The organism is Glycomyces sp. NPDC050141 (assembly GCF_055586545.1).
Map to the genome: position 1 here is coordinate 138,345 of NZ_JBVJHZ010000009.1, position 16,448 is coordinate 154,792.

Below are 16,448 nucleotides of genomic sequence, written 5' to 3' on the forward strand. Positions count from 1 at the left end.
GTTGAGGGGTTGCGAAACAGCGCGGCGGCCGGGTCCTGTCGGGCTCGGCCGCCGCTGTTTGTCGTTGCGGGTTAGGCGAGGGGGTCGTTCTCGTCGTTGAATCGGGCGAGGCCCCAGACGTCTTCGTCTTCGGTGAGCCAGGTGCCGGTGTTGGTGTCCTCGTCGTCGCCGAGGCCGTTGGCGCCGCGACCGCCGCCCATCATGCCTCCGGCGCCGGCCTTGCCGCCTGCGCCGGCTCCGGCCGTCTTGCCGAAGAGGCCCTGGCCCTTGCCCATGCCGCCAGCACCGGCGCCGCGGCCAGCGCCGCCCGCTCCGGTCATGCCCGACATGCCGCCCGTGCCGCCAGCGGCCGGACCGAAGAGGCCGGACCCAGGGCCGAGGCCACCGCCGCCGCCCGCGCCCATGCCGGTACCGGCACCAGCGCCGAGACCCGTGCTGGGCAGCGTGCCCGCACCGAGCCCGCCGCCCGAGGCCAGACCACCGGAGGTCTCGTCGTCATCGTCGGTTGAGGACTCCCACGGGTTGAGGCCCGAGTCGGTTCCGGTGTTCGAGCCGCCAGTGAGGTTGCCGCCGCTCAAGCTCGACGAGGTCGCGGGCGGAGTGAGCCCGGCGCTGCCGGAGCTGTCAACCGACCCGTTCCAGTTGCCGCCGCCAGGCGGCGAGTAGCCGGAGCCGCTCAGGTCGCCAGCGGACTCGCGGAAGGTCGTGTCGCCGGACGGCTGGACGGTCGGGACGAACTCGGAGGCGGAGGTCTCGGCATCTTGCCAGCGAGCGGTAACGGTGTCGTTCTGCTCTGCCGCGCGGGCTTCGTAGTCCTCAGAGCCTGATTCGTAGTCCTGCGAGGCGCGCTCGTCGGCATCATTCTTAGCAAGCTGCTCAGCTTGAGCACGCAGCGAGGACTCTTGCGACGCGGTGAGCGTTGTCGCCTCGGTCTTCTCGGTGGCGTTCATCCCGGTGGTGTCCACGCCGTTGACGTGTTCGGCCTTGAGACGCGTGTAGTGGTACTCGGTCTGGTCGACGACGTACTGGTTCAGCTCGTTCGTGTACTCGCTGTCGAAACCGCTGAGTTCCATCGCCTCATCGGTCGTTCCAGTTCCCGCAAACGTGCAGTCCTCGGCGATGTCGCAGTCCCCGTTGGTGAACGGGGCACGGACGTGGATTCTGCCGTCAGTGAAGAGCGACATCTTGTCTTCGACCCAGTACTGCGGGGCCGGGTAGGGCAGCTCGCCAGAACCAGCGCCCTGGAGGTTGTAGATCTCATCGCCCTTTTGGTTGAGCAGACCGGCCATACCGGTCGTCTCGGTGCCGATGTCAGATGCGATCTGCGCGCAGTTGGCGAACACGGCCTCCATCTGCTCGGCGAACGCGTCGAAGTCGTTGCCCTGCCAGCCGTTCGACAGCTCAGTAAGCTTCGACCGGAGGATCGGCTCGACCGCGGTCCCCTCGTTGGTTGCGAAGTCGTTGTTGAAGATCAGCCACTTCAGGGCGACTTCCTTCAGCGCGTACTTGTCCGGGTCCGGGGGCCTGATCTGCGAGACGAGCGACTGGACTTCTTCCTGGCTCGGAGCAGCGGTACCGGTGGCCACGCACTTCAAGTTTGCGACCTGACCCGCGACCGGGATTGCCGACACCAGCTTGACCCAGGCGTCCTCGGCCGGGTTGTGGGTGTTTTCGCAGTCTCCATTGCCGCACGGAGCACCTGACAGGTAGGCACCATCAGCGCTTGCCTGCTGACCGTCGACAGCTTCCTGGCCCTCGAGTTCGCCGTTGCCAGCGTATTCCTCAGTCTGGAATTCGATGTTGTCGCCCATGACTACTGGACCTCCGCAATCCGGTCGTTGACGGTCGTGTTGACCTCAGGCAGGTAAGTGTCGACGAACCACTGGTTGAGTTCTTCGCCGGTGAACTGATACGCCGGGGTTCCTTCGTTTCGAAGGCCGAAGTCCGCGCCGTAGTTCAGCTGAATGTGAAACACCCACTGCCCATCACGGGCAATCACCTCGACGTTGGGGCTTTCCGCGCTGCCGATCCAAGAGACCAAGGTTCCCTGGTCCCAGGGATCTCCGAACTCCTCGCTCTGACCATCGGTCCCTTGGGATGACGCCGACTCGGCGGCAGCAACACGGTCCTCGTAGGCGGCCGTTGCCTGCTCCTCATCCTCGGTGGGGATGATCTTGACTTTGATTTCCCCGCCACCCATTGTGCTTGCGTACTCATCGGCGGCAGAAATACTGATGAGGTCGTTGCAGCCGATCGAATCGGGATCCAGCGTGTTCCCGATCTCGGAAACGGTCGGTTCGCCACCAGCAGCAGTCGAGGAGCCATAGCCCTCGATTCCCATTTCATCGGTAATGGGCTGCAGGTTGCTGAGAACTTCGCAAGCGTTCCAGGAGGCCATCTCGTTGTAGACGGCGTTGTCGCTGCCGCCGTTATCGCCGTTTGAGTCGCCGGAGGTGTCCTCGCCTCGTTGGAGGAGGCTGCAGCCGCTCAGGAGGAGTGCAGCGGCGCCGGTCGCGGCGAAGGTCTTGAAGATTGTGCGCTTCATGAGTTCGGGGGTCCTAGGAGTTCTCGACGTCGGATTGGCTGGCGTTGAATTCAGTGAGGTTCAATTCCTCGGAATCCATGTGCACGCCAAGCGATTCGTTGATCGTCACGATGGCGCCGTAAAGGTCTGCGCGGAGTTTCTGCAGGTTGTTCCACAGCTCCTCGTGGGCGGCTGCGTAATCGAGTCGGGCCTGCTGCGAGGAGTCGAGGAGGCCGAAGCCGGGTTCGACGCCGAGTTCGTTGCCCGTGGCCAGCATCTGGAGCTTCTCGGTTACGAAGTTGAAGCGAAGCGCGAGTTCGTCGCGGTACGCCTCCAAGTAAGCGGGGTCGAGAATGCGCTGAGCCACGGTGGGGACCTCCGGGGGTGTATCGGGCGAAACTTCTGCAAAACCGTCTCGATTCTAACGGCTCGTTGCAACACCGTGTGATCGTGGTGTTCTCGCACTGTCGCCCGAACGGGTGTAGACGCTTTCGGCGTGTCGCCTTGACGGGGATTGACAAAGCGTGTCACCGTCGTAGATCACGCGATGAGTCTTCATAGCGTGCAAGTGAATATCAAACGGTGGGCCGCCTCCAAGAGTCGAATCAAGCGGCGGCCCACCACCAAACACCAGGAAGGCGAACCTCCCGTGGTCAGTCCCACCCTACGCGAAAACCGGGCCGCGTCAACAGCTCATTACGCGCGTTTCACCGAATCGGGAACCCAAGCGGTGCCCGGTGTTTCCCCTGTTCAACGACCGAAGTTGGAGGACTGCTGGACTGCCGTCCGGCCCGTCTCCGGCACCCCGCTCTGGGCCCGTCCGGGGCCTGACGGCGGTCGGGCCGCCGTTCCTCCCTGGGCGCCGTGGCCTCGTACGCCGCAGGACCCCGCTCGCTTCGCCGCCAAGCTCGCGGCCGTACGAGAAGCGGCCGAGCCCCCGATGCCACATCCGGCTGCGGCCCTTCGCAAGCGGCTCGCGCTGCTGCTCGGGTTCGCGTACCTGCTCCTGTACGCGCTGGCCTCGGGGCTGGCCCTGCCGCTGCTCGCCGAGCCCGACTCCGAGCCGCGTGACGGGGACGAACCTGCCGAGGACCCCGCTCCCCCGTTGGTCGACTACCGGCCGCGACCGCACCCCAGGCCCGATCCGCATGAGCCCGGGTTGCATGTCAGGCCGGACGGGTCGCGGTATCTCGTTGTGCCGCTGAACTTCGCGGGGGCCGCCGCGTGAAGGGAGCGAACGCGCCGCTGGATACGACGTACGTGGTCGGGAAGGCCTGGATCGGCGACCGGTTCCTGCGGTTCGACGCGAGCTTCTGCCAGTCCCGCATCCGGGTGACCTTCGCGGGGGCGGAAACGAGGGCCGTCGGGTCGGTCATCTACCTCGACACCGACCAGCCCGCGCTGCGGGTCAGTTCGCCGATCGATGCCGAGTGGGCCGGGCTGCATTGCGCGGCGATCATTCAGCGGGCGACGGTGATCTGGGCCGAGGCGGTCCGGGAGTGCAACGGGTAGAGCAGAGCGCCCCGCCCGGAAACCCGGGCGGGGCGCTTGACAGAAAATCAGTACGCGCCTTGCGGGCGCAGGATGGCGGTCACCGTGCGCAGCAGGATGACGAAGTCCAGCGAGAGGTTCCAGTGCTCGACGTAGCGCAGGTCGAGGCGCACGGCCTCTTCCCAAGGGAGGTCTGAGCGACCGGAGACCTGCCAGAGGCCGGTCATGCCGGGCTTGACGGCAAGGCGGCGGCGCATGTCGGATTCGTAGGCGGCCACCTCGATCGCGAGCGGCGGGCGGGGTCCGACGAGGCTCATGTCGCCGCGGAGGACGTTGACGAGTTGGGGGAACTCGTCGATGGAGAAGCGGCGCAGGTATTTGCCGACGGTGGTGATGCGGGGGTCGTCCTTCATCTTGAAGAGGACGCCGTCGCCTTCGTTGAGGTGCGCGATTTCGGCGAGGCGGCGTTCGGCGTCCATGTGCATGGTGCGGAACTTCCAGATGGTGAACGGCTGGCCGTCCTTGCCGATGCGCTCCTGTTTGAACAGGGCCGGGCCGGGCGAGGTGCAGCGGATGAGGAATGCGGCGCTGAGGAGGAGCGGGGAAAGTGCGAGGAGGAGCATGGCGGCGCCGACTCGGTCCACGGCTTCCTTTGCGACGCGGCGGACTCCGGTGAGGCGGGCGTGGTCGAGGTGGAGCATGGGGAGGCCGTCGACGGGGCGGACGGTGGTGCGGTCACCGGCGACGTCGACGAGTGCGGAGGCGACGATGAGGTCGACTTCGCTGCGTTCGAGTTTCCAGGCGAGGCGGCGGAGCGCTTGGCCGTCGATTTCGGGGCAGCCCAGGACGATCACGGTGTCGGCGCGTTCGGCGGCGACGGCTTCGGCGATGCGGTCGAAGCTGCCGCGGACGCGGGTGTCAAAGTCCAGCAGGGCCCCTTGGGGTCTGTCGGTGGGCAGACAGGCGGCGACGACGTTGAGGCCGTGGTAGTGCTCGCGGCGGAGCTGGACGATGAGGGCGGCGACGGAGGACTCGTGGCCGACGAGGACGACGCGTTTCATGCAGCGGCCGTCGCGGCGCATGTGGTGGAGCCATTTGCGCCAGGCGAAGCGGGCGACGATGGAACAGGCTGCGGCCGTGGGGATCGCGATGAGGACGAAGACGCGGGAGGTCGGGAGTTCCAGTCCATAGGAGACTATTGCGACCGCTGCGGTGAGCGCTACTGCTCCGTGGACGATGCGCTGGTATTCCTCGGTGCCTACGAAGAGGTAGCGCTTCTCGAAGGCTCGGGAGAGGCCGAGGGCCGCGATCCATACGGCGGGCAAGGCGATCAGAGCGAGGGCGTAGATGCGGGTGCCGTCGTTGACATGGCCGAAGCGGGCGAAGAAGGCCAGCGCCGCACCGAAGATGCCGGCGCCGATGTCGGAGGCGATGATGCCCGTGAAGTACTTGCGCTGCCAGGCAGGTGGGCCGCCGTAGGGCCGGGTCGCTTGGGGTCCTATGGAATAGACGCGCCCTCTCGCGGGGCTGTCCTGCACGCCATCGAAAGCCGTCGAGTCCGCAACCACTGTCATGACCGGTTAACGACCGACTGGACTTTGAGTGACGGGGTTGTCACCCTGCGGAGTACGTGAGGTCCGGTCTAGTTAGGACTACGAGGGGGCGTTGAACGCGTTCTGCGCCAGGACGAAGCCTTTTTCGATGATGGCTTCGACCGCGTCGGCGGCGAGTTCGATGTTCAGGTCGACTTCGGGGCGTTCGGCTTTCGCGAAGTCCTTGAGGACGAAGTCGGCCGCGTCCTGGCGGCCGGGCGGGCGGCCGACGCCGAAGCGGACGCGGGCGTAGTCCTTGGTGCCCAGGACTTTCGTGAGGGAGCGGAGGCCGTTGTGGCCGCCTTCGCCGCCGCCGCGCTTGAGGCGCAGCTCGCCGAAGGGGACGTCGAGCTCGTCGTGGACCGCGATCACCGAGTCGGGGGCGACCCCGAAGTACTGGGCGAGCGGGCCGACGGCCTCACCGGAGAGGTTCATGAACGTCAGCGGTTTGACGAGAATGACGCGAGGCCCGCCTACCCCCAAGCGGGCCTCGCAGACTTCGGCGCGGGCCTTGCGGGCCACGGCGAAACGGCCGCCGACGCGCCGGGCGAGCGCGTCGACAACCATGAAACCGACATTGTGGCGGTTCGCGGCGTACTTCGGCCCGGGGTTGCCCAGGCCGACCACGAGCGTCGGGGTGTCGGTCATGTAGGTACTCGGTTTTACTCGGCGGCAGCGGCGGCGGGGGCGGCTTCGCCCTCGGCGGCCTCGTCCTCGGCCGGGGCTTCGCCGCGCGGCTCGGAGACGGAGGCGACGGCCTGCGAGCCGTCGGTCAGGATGACGATGCCCTCGGGGACCACGATCTCGGAGACCAGACGCTGCGAACCGATGGCCAGGCCCTCGATGCTCACCTCGATCGACTCGGGGATGTGGGTGGCCTCGGCCTCGACCGACAGGACGGTGAGGTCGTGCACGACCAGGCCGCCCTTTTCGGCTTCGCCGACGAAGGAGAGCTGGATGTCGGTGGTGACCTTCTCGCCGCGGCGGACGATCAGGAGGTCGGCGTGGACGATCTCGTCACGCAGCGGGTCGCGCTGGATGTCCTTGGGGATCACCAGCTCGCGGGTGCCGTCAGTGACCTCGATGGCCATGAGCTGGTTGGCGCCGCCCTTGCGGATGGCGGCGGCGAGCTCGAGCGAGGGAAGGGAAATGTGGAGCGGCTTCTCGCCGTGGCCGTAGACCACCGCGGGAACCTTTCCAGCCCGGCGCGTACGGCGGGCACCGCCCTTCCCGAAGTCAGTGCGAGGCTCGGCGCTGATACGAACTTCGGACACGGAAATACTCCCCTGTTTCTTAGCAACATTTGCGGCGCTCGACGCTCACGTCGGCATTCAGAAGGGCACTCGAGCCCTGAAAAAGACCTACGCCTTTGCGTCGATTACGGCGCCCTCTGGAGGACACCCTCGCCGTCGGCAACCCCACCAGAGTACTACGCGCATCAGATCAGGCTTGACACGGGCGTCGATATGTGACTTACGAGAGACCGCCGAAGAGCGTGGTGACGGAGCCGTCGTTGAAGACCTCCCAGATGGCCTTCGCGACGAGCGGCGCGATGGACAGGGTGGTGATCTTCTCCAGGTCCTGGGCTTCCTTGGGGAGCGGCAGGGTGTTGGTGACGATCACTTCGCTGACGGGCGCCTTGGCGAGGCGCTCGACGGCGGGGCCGGACATGATCGCGTGCGTGGAGGCGATCACGATGTCCTCGACGCCGGACTCCTTGAGCATCTCGGCGGCGGAGCAGATGGTGCCCGCGGTGTCGATCATGTCGTCGATGAGGAGGCAGGTGCGTCCTTCGACGTCGCCGACGACCTTGTGCGCGACGACCTGGTTGGGCTTGAGCGGGTCGCGGGTCTTGTGCACGAACGCGATGGGGCAGCCGCCGAGGCGGTCGGACCAGCGCTCGGCGAGGCGCACGCGCCCGGTGTCGGGCGAGACGACGGCCATCTGGCGGTCGGCGTACTTCTCCTCGACGTAGCGGGCGAGCGTGCCCATGGCGAAGAGGTGGTCGACGGGGCCGTCGAAGAAGCCCTGGATCTGGGCGGTGTGGAGGTCCACGGTGAGGATGCGGTCGGCACCTGCGGTCTTGAGCAGGTCGGCCATGAGGCGCGCGGAGATGGGCTCGCGGCCGCGGTGCTTCTTGTCCTGGCGCGCGTACGGGTAGAACGGCAGCACGACGGTGATGCGCTTCGCGGAGCCGCGCTTGAGCGCGTCGATCATGATGAGGGTCTCCATGACCCACTCGTTGATCGGGGCGGGCATGGACTGCACGACGAAGGCGTCGCAGCCGCGGACCGACTCCTGGTAGCGCACGAAGAGCTCGCCGTTGGCGAAGGAGTAGGCGCTCATCGGGGTCGGTGCGACCCCGAGGTGCTTCCCGATCTCCTCAGCCAGCTCCGGGTAGGCGCGCCCGGAGAACAGCATGAGCATCTTGGAGTTGACAGCGGACATGCTCGCCATGACGTGGGCTCCCCCAGTAGGTCGTCTCACCTGAACCTCGACGGTTCCAGTGTCCCCGACCCGGCCCCGAAGCGCGAGGGGACCGGGGGGTTTAGTGTCCCGTCACGCTTCCGACACTCCCGCCTCACCCTTCGCTCGCCTCGCTGCCTTATCGGAGACGGTGCCGGGGCGCTTCTTGGCGACCCAGTCGGTGAGCACGGCCTGGCGGGCGCGGGCCACGCCGAGGTCGCCGGGTTCGACGTCCTTGACGATGGTGGAGCCGGCGGCGATGTAGGCGCCGTCGCCGACCGAGACGGGGGCGACGAGGACGGTGTCGCAGCCGATGAAGGCCGCTTCGCCGATCTCGGTGCGGTGCTTCTTGACGCCGTCGTAGTTGGCGGTGATGACACCGCAGCCGATGTTGGCGTTGGCGCCCACGGTGGCGTCGCCGAGGTAGGCGAGGTGGTTGGCCTTCGCGCCGGGGCCGATCTCGGCGTTCTTGGTCTCGACGAACGCGCCGATCTTGGCCTTCTCGGCGAGCTTGGAGGCCGGGCGCAGGTGCGCGTACGGGCCGACGTGCGCGCCTTCTCCGATGTGGGACTGGTCGGCGTGGGAGCGGACGACGACGGCGCCCGCGCCGACGATGGTGTCGGTGAGGGTCGTGTCGGGGCCGATCTCGGCGCCGGAGTCGACGGCGGTGGCGCCCTTGAGCTGCACGCCGGGGTGCAGGTGGACGTCGGGGGCGACCTTGGCGGTGGCGTCGATCCAGGTGGTGGCCGGGTCGTCCATGGTGACGCCGGACTTCATCAGCTCGGTGTTGATGCGGCCCTGGAGGATGCGGCGGAGGTCGGCGAGCTGGGCGCGGTCGTTGCAGCCGAGGGTCTCGGTGGGGTCGTCGACGACGACGGCGCCGACGGTGTGACCGGCTTCGCGCGCGAGCTCGATGATGTCGGTGAGGTAGTACTCGCCCTGGTCGTTGGCGGTGGAGAGGCGCGCGAGCTGGGCGCGGAGGACGTCGGCGTCGCACGCGAAGGTCCCGGAGTTGATCTCGCGGATGGCGAGTTCCTCGGGGTCGGCGTCGCGGTGCTCGACGTTGCGGAGCACGTTGCCCTCGTTGTCGCGCACGATGCGGCCGAGGCCGGTGGGGTCGTCGACGACGGCGGTGAGGACCGTGACCGAGTTGCCCTTCTTCTCGTGCACCTCGACGAGCTCGGCGATGGAGCTGGAGCGCAGGAGGGGCGCGTCCCCGAAGGCGACCACGATGGTGCCCTTGAGGTCCGGGTTGGCGTCCATCGCGATCTTGACGGCGTGGCCGGTGCCGAGCTGCTGGTCCTGGAAGACCGTGTCGGCCTCGGGGGCGACCTCGGCGAGGTGGGCGCGCACCTGGTCGGCGGCGGCGCCGACGACCACGATCTGGCGCTCGGGCCGGATGGCCTTCACACTGCGGAGGACGTGGCCCACCAGGGAGCGGCCGAGCACCTCGTGCAGGACCTTCGGTTTGGAGGACTTCATGCGGGTGCCCAGGCCAGCGGCCAGGATGATCGCCGAACGCTCACTGCTCATGATGGGCCATGGTAGTCGGTGGCCCCGACATGAACAGCCCGGCCCGGGGGCGTGGGCCGTCACCGAATCGTTACGAATGGAACACGCTCTCCATCTCGCTGACACTTGTGCGAGCTGCGTCACTCATCATATGTTGCAGACAACAACAAACCTCGGAGGTACCTCTCATGCACCTTCTCAGTCCACGCCCGCTCCTGGCCGCCGCCGCAGGCACGGCCCTCGTCTTCACCATGGCCGCCTGCGGCTCCGATGACGGCGGCGGTGGCGGCGACGACAAGCCCTTCATCGGCGTCATCCTCCCCGACTCCGCCTCCTCGGACCGGTGGGAGACCGCCGACCGCAAGTACCTCGAAGCCGCGTTCGAGGCGGCCGGGGTCGACTACGACATCCAGAACGCCCAAGGCAGCCGCGAGGACTTCCAGACCATCGCCGACCAGATGCTCACCAAGGGCGTCAACGTGCTGGTCACCGTGAACCTCGACTCCGGCACCGGCAAGACCGTGATCGAGAAGGCCAAGTCCCAGGGCGTGGCCACCATCGACTACGACCGGCTCACCGAAGACGGCGGCGCCGACTACTACGTGAGCTTCGACAACGAGCAGGTCGGCGTCCTCCAGGGCGAGGGCCTCGTCTCCTGCCTTGAAGGCGCGGAGAAGCCGCTCGTCGCCGAGCTCAACGGCTCCCCGACCGACAACAACGCGACCCTGTTCAAGAACGGGTACGACTCGGTGCTCCAGCCGCTCTACGACGCCGCGACGTTCGAGAAGGGCCCCGACGAGTGGGTGCCCGACTGGGACAACGCCCAGGGCGGCACGCTCTTCGAGCAGATGCTCACCGACACCGGCACCGAGATCGACGGCGTGCTGGCCGCCAACGACGGCCTGGCGCACGCGGTCATCACCGTCCTGGAGCGCAACAACCTCAACGGCACCGTGCCCGTCACCGGGCAGGACGCCACCATCCAGGGGCTGCAGAACATCCTCACCGGCGACCAGTGCATGACCGTGTACAAGGCGATCGAGGAGGAGGCCAACGCGGCCGCCGAACTCGCCGTGGCCCTTGCCAACGGCGAGAAGCCGACCACCGACGCCAGCGTCGTCGACCCGGTGAGCGGGGCCGAGGTGGCCTCCGTGCTCCTCGAACCCGTCGGGATCACCATCGAGAACATCCAGCTCGTCGTCGACGACGGCTTCGCCGACCCGGCCGAGCTGTGCGCCGGGGAGTACGCGGCGCTCTGCACCGAGCACGGCATCGGATAGGGGCTGCACGTGCTGCTCGAACTCACCGGACTCTCGAAGCGCTTCGGACCGGTCGAGGTCCTCTCCGACGTCGATCTCGCGATCGACGCCGGAGAGGTCTGCGCGCTGGTCGGCGACAACGGCGCCGGAAAGTCCACACTGGTCAAATGCGTCGCCGGGATCCACGGCATCGACGGCGGGAGCATCGCTGTAGACGGCGAGTCCCGCCACATCACTGGCCCCCGCGACGCCGCCTCGCTCGGGATCGAGGTCGTCTACCAGGACCTCGCGCTGTGCGACAACCTCGACGTCGTCGAGAACCTGTTCCTGGGGCGGGAGAAAGTCCGCGGGCTCGTCCTCGACGACGACGCCATGGAGCAACTGGCGGCCGAGACGCTCGCTTCGCTTGCGGTGCGCACGATCCGGAACCTCCGCCAGCCCGTGGCCAGCCTCTCCGGCGGCCAGCGCCAGACCGTCGCGATCGCCAAAGCGGTGCTGTGGAACTCGCGGCTGGTCATCCTCGACGAGCCGACCGCCGCGCTGGGCGTGGCCCAGACCCGGCAGGTGCTCGAACTCATCCGCCGCCTCGCGGACCAGGGTCTCGCGGTGCTGTACATCTCCCACAACCTCAACGACGTCTTCGCCGTCGCCGACCGGATCGCCGCTCTCTACCTGGGGCGCATGGCGGCCGTGCTCGACGCCGCCGACGCCACCCAGTCGCAGGTGGTCGAACTCATCACCAGCGGCAGGTCCGGGACCCTCGGGCTCGGCGCGGACACGAATGGAGCCCGGACGTGACCACAGTGGAGACCCGGCCGGAGGCCGGGACGGAGCCGGGAGCGGTGCGCGCCGTCGCCGAGCACCTGCGCGGGTACTGGGCGGAGGTGCGCTCGGGCGAGGTCGGGGCGCTGCCGGCCGTCGCGGGGATCATCGCGCTGTGCGTGTTCTTCGGGATCTCGCAGCCGGTGTTCCTCTCGGTGGGGAACCTCGCGAACCTGTTCGGGCAGGGCGCGGCCGTCGCGTGCATCGCGATGGGCCTGGTGTTCGTGCTCATCCTCGGCGAGATCGACCTGTCGGCCGGGTTCGCCTCAGGCGTGTGCGCGGCGGTCATGGCGGTGGTCCTCACCAACTGGGGGATGCCGTGGCCGCTCGCGGTCGGCGCGGCGATCGCCACGGGTGTGGTGATCGGGCTGCTGCTGGGGGCGCTGGTGGTGAAGCTCGGCATACCGTCGTTCGTGGTGACGCTCGCGGCGTTCCTGGCGTTCCAAGGGATCGTGCTCATGATCCTCGAGGAAGGCAGCAACATCAGCATCAACAACGAGACGGTGAAGGCCGTGGCGGGCGGGAACCTGGAGCGCTGGCAGGGCTGGGCGCTGCTGGTGTTCACGGTGGCGGCTTACGCTGGGCTGCAGTTGCACCGGTGGCGGCGGCGCGTCGCAAGGTCGCTCGTGCACGAGCCGCTCGCGGTCGTGGCGGCGCGGATCTCGGCGCTCGGGCTGCTGCTGACGGCCGGGGTGTTCCTGTTGAACCTGGAGCGTTCGGCGAACCCGCAGATCATCTCGCTCACGGGCGTTCCCGTGGTGGTCGTGATCCTCGGGGCGCTGTTCGCGGTGTGGACGTTCGTGCTGCACCGCACCAGGTTCGGGCGGCACCTCTATGCGGTGGGCGGGAACCGGGAGGCGGCGGTGCGCGCGGGCGTGAACGTCGACCGGGTGCGCATCGCGGCGTTCGTCATCTGCTCGGGCATGGCGGCGGTCGGCGGCATCGTCGCCGCGTCGCGCGCGGCCTCGGTGGACCCCAACACGGGAGGGTCCAATGTGCTCCTGCTTTCTGTGGGGGCGGCGGTCATCGGCGGTGCTAGCCTCTTCGGTGGCAAGGGCACGGTGCGGGCGGCCCTGCTGGGAGGAGCGGTCGTGGCGATCATCAACAACGGCATGGGCCTGATGGGGCTGAGCGCCGGCGTGCGCTTCGGCGTCACGGGCGCGGTGCTGCTGCTCGCGGCGGGCGTGGACGCCATGTCCCGGGGCCGGGGCAAGCTCTTCGGCAGGCACTGACCGGTGGCCCTGCCTCCGGCCGTGGAACTGCGGCGGCGCAACCGCGCGGCGCTGCTCGAACAGCTCCACCGGCACGGCCCCCAGACCCGCGCCGCGCTCACGGAATCGTTGGAGCTCAACCGTTCCACGATCGGCGCGCTCGCGACCGACCTGGCCGAGTCAGGGCACCTGCAGGAGACGACGGGGCAGTCGACCGGCGCGGCCGGTCGACCCTCGACGCTCGTGGCGTGCGTCCCGCAGTCGATCACGGTGGCGGTCGTGGAGATCCGCGCCGACCGGCTGCGGTTCGCGCTGGTCGGGTTGGGCGGCGAAGTGCTGGAGCGGTCGGAGACCGCTTTGGACGCGGGCGACGATCCGATGGCGGCGGTCGCGGTGCTGACCGGGGGGACGGCCGCTGGCGCGGTGGAGGCCGTGGCGGCAGTGCCGGGCCTGGTCGACGAGGGCGTGGTCGCGCTCTCGACGGAGCTCGGGTGGGTCGACCGGGATGCCACGGCGGAGCTGGCGGCGGCGACGGGCCGGGAGTGGCGGGTCGTGGACACGGCGACGGCGGCGGCGGTCGGCGAGTGGTCGCGCGGGGACGCGCACGAGGCCCGGAAGCTGATCTACCTGCACGGGGGCCGGGGGTTGACGGCCGGGCTGGTGATCGACGGCCGGGCGCAGCGCGGCGGGTCGATCCAGTTGGGGCACATCGTGGTCGAACCGGGCGGCCTGGAGTGCGCGTGCGGGCTGCGGGGGTGCCTGGAGGCCGAGATGGAGGCGTTCGGGTTCGCCGACGACATCGAGGGCGCGACCCTCGCGGCGGGCCTGGGCGACGGCGCGGCCCGCGACCGGCTGCGCCGGTCGGGCCAGGACCTGGGCCGGGCGCTGGGCGCGGTCGTGACGGCGACGGGCCCGGACGAGATCCTGTTCGGCGGCTGGCTTCGCGAGCTGTACCTGTCGGCGGCCGCCCCGGTGCGTTCGGCACTGGCGGAGACGACCCTGCCGCACCTGCGCTCGAAACTGCGGCTGCGCACGCCGGTACTCGGTGATGAAGGTGCGCTGATCGGCGCGGCGGAGACGGGTTTCGCGGCGGTCTTCGACCGCATGCGTTAGCGTCTCGCGACTTGTTCGAGGTCGTATCAGACGACCGGGCGACCCGTTGACCGCCGAACTGAATGGTACCTTTTCTCGTACAACTCATGTACCATATGAGGTGCCACAATTGCGAGAGGAGGCGGCCCCATGACCATTACCGCAAGTGAGGCCAGGAGGGACCTGTTCCCGCTCATCAAGAAGGTCAACGACGACCACTCCCCCGTGCGGATCTCCTCGAAGGGCGGCAACGCCGTGCTGATGTCAGAGGAGGACTACGAGGCATGGCAGGAAACGATGTACTTGCTCCGGTCGCGCCGCAACGCTGAGCGACTGCTGAGCTCGATCGCCGAAATGGACGCCGGAGGCGGCACCGTCCGCGACCTCATCGAGGTGGAGGACGACTGAGTGAAGACCGTCTTTTCGGAAGTCGGCTGGGAGGACTACACCTACTGGGCCGAGAGCGACCGCAAGATCACCAAGCGGATCAACCGCCTGGTCAAGGAGATCAAGCGTGAACCGTTCACTGGCATCGGCAAACCCGAGCCGTTGAAGGGGCCGCTCTCCGGATGGTGGTCGCGGCGGATCGATGAGGAACATCGCCTGGTCTACCGGGTGCGGGATGACGTCGTCGAAATCGCCCAAGCCCGCGGACACTACGGCTGAGGGCGAACCGCTTTCGAATGGGGTCTGCTGGCTGGCCCGCCAGGACTCGAACCTGAAATGACTGAACCAAAATCAGTAGTGTTGCCAATTACACCACGGGCCATCGCGGGCAGCGCCGTTCAGCGGCCCGCGCGCAGCCATTCTAGCAGCCCGGACCAGCGCGGCTCCGGTGACGGAGTACCGGATCCGGGTGCGGGTCAGGGGCGCTGCGACCAGAGGTAGGCGGGCAGCTGGACTCGTACGTCCAGGAGGAAGTCGGCGCGCTGCAGCGCATCCGGAGGGTTGAGCACGCCCTTGCGGAAGTTCATGAGCCAACGGCCTTCGAAGCGCCACTGCCAGAATTCGGCGCGCTGGTCGGCAATCATCCACTCCATAGTGCGGGCGTGGATGACGTCGTACGCGAAGCGCCGGTCAGGCGAGGTGATCTTGAACTTGTCGTTGAAGGCCTGGTTCTCGAAGTCGATGTCGTTGCCGAACCGGCGCGAGGTCCCGGTCTCGTGGCCGATGTCGAGCAGCGGCACCGTGCCGGGGAGCGGCACTGCGACCACCTGGTAGTTGTGAATCTCCTTGTGCTCGCCACCGGTCACGAACCGGTACTCGCACATGAGTATCGGCTGGCCCCGGTGGTTCCCGCGCAGCACGTGGACCCCGCGTCGCTGACTGCCCTTGCCAAACGGCTCGGCACTAGACAGGCCCGCCATCGTCGGGTCGCCGCTGCGGTAGGCGTAGCCGCTCGCGTTGGCCCAGGCCTTGAGCTCCTTCGCCCGCTTGCCTTCGCCCCGGAAGTACAGCCAGACCGCCAGGCCGACGACCGCGAACGGGAGCAGCAGGCACAGGGGCGCGAGGTTGAAAAGGAGGTCGGTGCGTTCAAGCGGTGTCATCGCCGGTCCTGTGTCATGTGTGATGTACTACAGCCCCTCCGACGGTCCTACAGTTTCCTCAAAAGGTCCGAACCGGGTCATCGTGACTATTGCGCGGACCACACATGCTTCGGCACCTGGGCGCGCACGTCGTGCAGGAAGTCCGCGAGGTAGAAGACCTCGTTCAGGTTGAGCGCGCCCGACCGGAAGGTCATCAGCCAAGCGCCTTCGAAGCGCCAGCGGATCACGTGCGCGCGCGGATCGGCGAGCATCCACTCCATCGTGCGCGGATGGATCACGTCGTGCGCGAACCGCGGGCTCGGCGACGCGATCTTGAACTTGTCGTTGAACGCCTGGTTCTCGAACCCGAGATCCTTGTCGAACCGCCGGCTCAGCGCGTTCTCGTGCGCGATGTCGAGCAGCGGCCGCATCGCGGGGAGGCTGATCGCGACCACCTGGTAGTAGTGCGTGCTCTGCGAATCGCCGCTGCTGACGTGGTACTTGAGCTGGAAGCAGTGCAGGTGCACGTCCCGGTACGTCCCCCGCAGGACGTCGAGCGCCTCGTGGCCGCTGCCGTTGGTGAACGGCGGCTGCCGCGAGAGTCCCAGCGCCGACCGGTCCTGCGGCCAGTACTGGAAGCCGTGATGGGTCGCCCAGGCCGCGATGCGGGCGATGTGCCGCTGCCGCGCGCGCCGCGAGTAGACCACCGCGAGCGCGACGGCCGCGACGGGAATCCCCGCGCACACCGTTAGGAACACCATGCCGGACGCACCGGCGACGACCGATTCCACGACTCCTCCTCAGCGGGGCTGAACGCCGCCGGGGGGGGGGGGGGGGGGGGGGGGGGGGGGGGGTTGGGGGGGGGGGGGGGAGGGGAGGGGGGGGGGGGGGGAGGGGGGTGGGGGGGGGGGGGGGGGGGGGGGGGAGAGCCAACGCACTCGTGTTCGACGACC

Annotated in this window: 18 protein-coding genes and 1 tRNA gene; 8 read left to right on the top strand and 11 right to left on the bottom strand. The window is 68.1% G+C overall.

What is annotated here, in order from left to right; all coding sequences use genetic code 11:
* Positions 1–71: 71 nt before the first annotated feature.
* The 3 genes from ACZ60M_RS08440 to ACZ60M_RS08450 all read right to left on the bottom strand — a co-directional run bounded on the left by ACZ60M_RS08440 (position 72) and on the right by ACZ60M_RS08450 (position 2,891).
* The gene (locus ACZ60M_RS08440) at positions 72–1,586 is read right to left on the bottom strand and encodes a hypothetical protein (protein ID WP_465416031.1); all 1,515 of its coding nucleotides are present in this window, start codon (positions 1,584–1,586) and stop codon (positions 72–74) included.
* A 227-nt stretch (positions 1,587–1,813) separates the two neighbouring features.
* Positions 1,814–2,545 (bottom strand): hypothetical protein, encoded by a 732-nt coding sequence (locus ACZ60M_RS08445; protein ID WP_465416033.1) that lies wholly within the window; start codon positions 2,543–2,545, stop codon positions 1,814–1,816.
* A 13-nt stretch (positions 2,546–2,558) separates the two neighbouring features.
* Positions 2,559–2,891, bottom strand: coding sequence for a hypothetical protein (locus ACZ60M_RS08450; protein WP_465416035.1), 333 nt, complete (start codon positions 2,889–2,891; stop codon positions 2,559–2,561).
* A 573-nt stretch (positions 2,892–3,464) separates the two neighbouring features.
* Here ACZ60M_RS08450 and ACZ60M_RS08455 point away from each other — a divergent pair.
* Both ACZ60M_RS08455 and ACZ60M_RS08460 read left to right on the top strand, forming a co-directional pair.
* Positions 3,465–3,752: a hypothetical protein gene (locus ACZ60M_RS08455; RefSeq protein ID WP_465416037.1), complete on the top strand. Its 288-nt coding sequence runs from the start codon at positions 3,465–3,467 to the stop codon at positions 3,750–3,752.
* Positions 3,749–4,036, top strand: a complete 288-nt coding sequence (locus ACZ60M_RS08460) for a hypothetical protein (RefSeq protein ID WP_465416039.1) — start codon at positions 3,749–3,751, stop codon at positions 4,034–4,036. The genes ACZ60M_RS08455 and ACZ60M_RS08460 overlap by 4 nt, the downstream gene beginning before the upstream one ends.
* 47 nt (positions 4,037–4,083) lie before the next feature.
* Here the strand turns inward: ACZ60M_RS08460 and ACZ60M_RS08465 are convergent, their stop codons facing one another.
* From ACZ60M_RS08465 to glmU, 5 genes are all read right to left on the bottom strand, one after another.
* Positions 4,084–5,553, bottom strand: coding sequence for a sugar transferase (locus ACZ60M_RS08465; protein WP_465416041.1), 1,470 nt, complete (start codon positions 5,551–5,553; stop codon positions 4,084–4,086).
* Between the two features lie 114 nt (positions 5,554–5,667).
* Positions 5,668–6,255: an aminoacyl-tRNA hydrolase gene (gene pth, locus ACZ60M_RS08470; protein WP_465416043.1), complete on the bottom strand. Its 588-nt coding sequence runs from the start codon at positions 6,253–6,255 to the stop codon at positions 5,668–5,670.
* 14 nt (positions 6,256–6,269) lie between these two features.
* Positions 6,270–6,881, bottom strand: coding sequence for a 50S ribosomal protein L25/general stress protein Ctc (locus ACZ60M_RS08475; RefSeq protein WP_465416045.1), 612 nt, complete (start codon positions 6,879–6,881; stop codon positions 6,270–6,272).
* Positions 6,882–7,080: 199 nt separating this feature from the next.
* Positions 7,081–8,064: a ribose-phosphate diphosphokinase gene (locus tag ACZ60M_RS08480; protein WP_270115694.1), complete on the bottom strand. Its 984-nt coding sequence runs from the start codon at positions 8,062–8,064 to the stop codon at positions 7,081–7,083.
* Positions 8,065–8,166: 102 nt separating this feature from the next.
* A complete protein-coding gene (gene glmU, locus ACZ60M_RS08485; protein ID WP_465416047.1) occupies positions 8,167–9,606 on the bottom strand; it encodes a bifunctional UDP-N-acetylglucosamine diphosphorylase/glucosamine-1-phosphate N-acetyltransferase GlmU in 1,440 nt (479 codons plus the stop codon).
* Between the two features lie 167 nt (positions 9,607–9,773).
* Between glmU and ACZ60M_RS08490 the strand changes: the two genes are divergently transcribed.
* From ACZ60M_RS08490 to ACZ60M_RS08515, 6 genes are all read left to right on the top strand, one after another.
* Positions 9,774–10,865 (top strand): sugar ABC transporter substrate-binding protein, encoded by a 1,092-nt coding sequence (locus ACZ60M_RS08490; RefSeq protein ID WP_465416049.1) that lies wholly within the window; start codon positions 9,774–9,776, stop codon positions 10,863–10,865.
* A gap of 9 nt (positions 10,866–10,874) precedes the next feature.
* Positions 10,875–11,642 (top strand): ATP-binding cassette domain-containing protein, encoded by a 768-nt coding sequence (locus tag ACZ60M_RS08495; RefSeq protein ID WP_465416051.1) that lies wholly within the window; start codon positions 10,875–10,877, stop codon positions 11,640–11,642.
* Complete coding sequence (locus tag ACZ60M_RS08500; protein WP_465416053.1) at positions 11,639–12,898, top strand: sugar ABC transporter permease; 1,260 nt, start codon at positions 11,639–11,641, stop codon at positions 12,896–12,898. The genes ACZ60M_RS08495 and ACZ60M_RS08500 overlap by 4 nt, the downstream gene beginning before the upstream one ends.
* A 3-nt stretch (positions 12,899–12,901) precedes the next feature.
* Entirely contained in the window at positions 12,902–13,990 is a 1,089-nt protein-coding gene (locus ACZ60M_RS08505; protein ID WP_465416054.1) for an ROK family protein, read from the top strand.
* Positions 13,991–14,119: 129 nt separating this feature from the next.
* A complete protein-coding gene (locus ACZ60M_RS08510) occupies positions 14,120–14,377 on the top strand; it encodes a type II toxin-antitoxin system Phd/YefM family antitoxin (RefSeq protein WP_465416056.1) in 258 nt (85 codons plus the stop codon).
* Positions 14,378–14,635: a Txe/YoeB family addiction module toxin gene (locus ACZ60M_RS08515; RefSeq protein WP_465416058.1), complete on the top strand. Its 258-nt coding sequence runs from the start codon at positions 14,378–14,380 to the stop codon at positions 14,633–14,635. It abuts the gene before it with no gap.
* Between the two features lie 28 nt (positions 14,636–14,663).
* On the opposite strand, the gene ACZ60M_RS08520 is transcribed toward ACZ60M_RS08515, so the two are convergent.
* From ACZ60M_RS08520 to ACZ60M_RS08530, 3 genes are all read right to left on the bottom strand, one after another.
* Positions 14,664–14,738 (bottom strand) — tRNA-Gln (locus ACZ60M_RS08520).
* A gap of 94 nt (positions 14,739–14,832) precedes the next feature.
* Entirely contained in the window at positions 14,833–15,516 is a 684-nt protein-coding gene (locus tag ACZ60M_RS08525) for a hypothetical protein (protein ID WP_465416060.1), read from the bottom strand.
* An 86-nt stretch (positions 15,517–15,602) separates the two neighbouring features.
* Entirely contained in the window at positions 15,603–16,286 is a 684-nt protein-coding gene (locus ACZ60M_RS08530; protein WP_465416062.1) for a hypothetical protein, read from the bottom strand.
* Between the last annotated feature and the right edge of the window lie 162 nt (positions 16,287–16,448).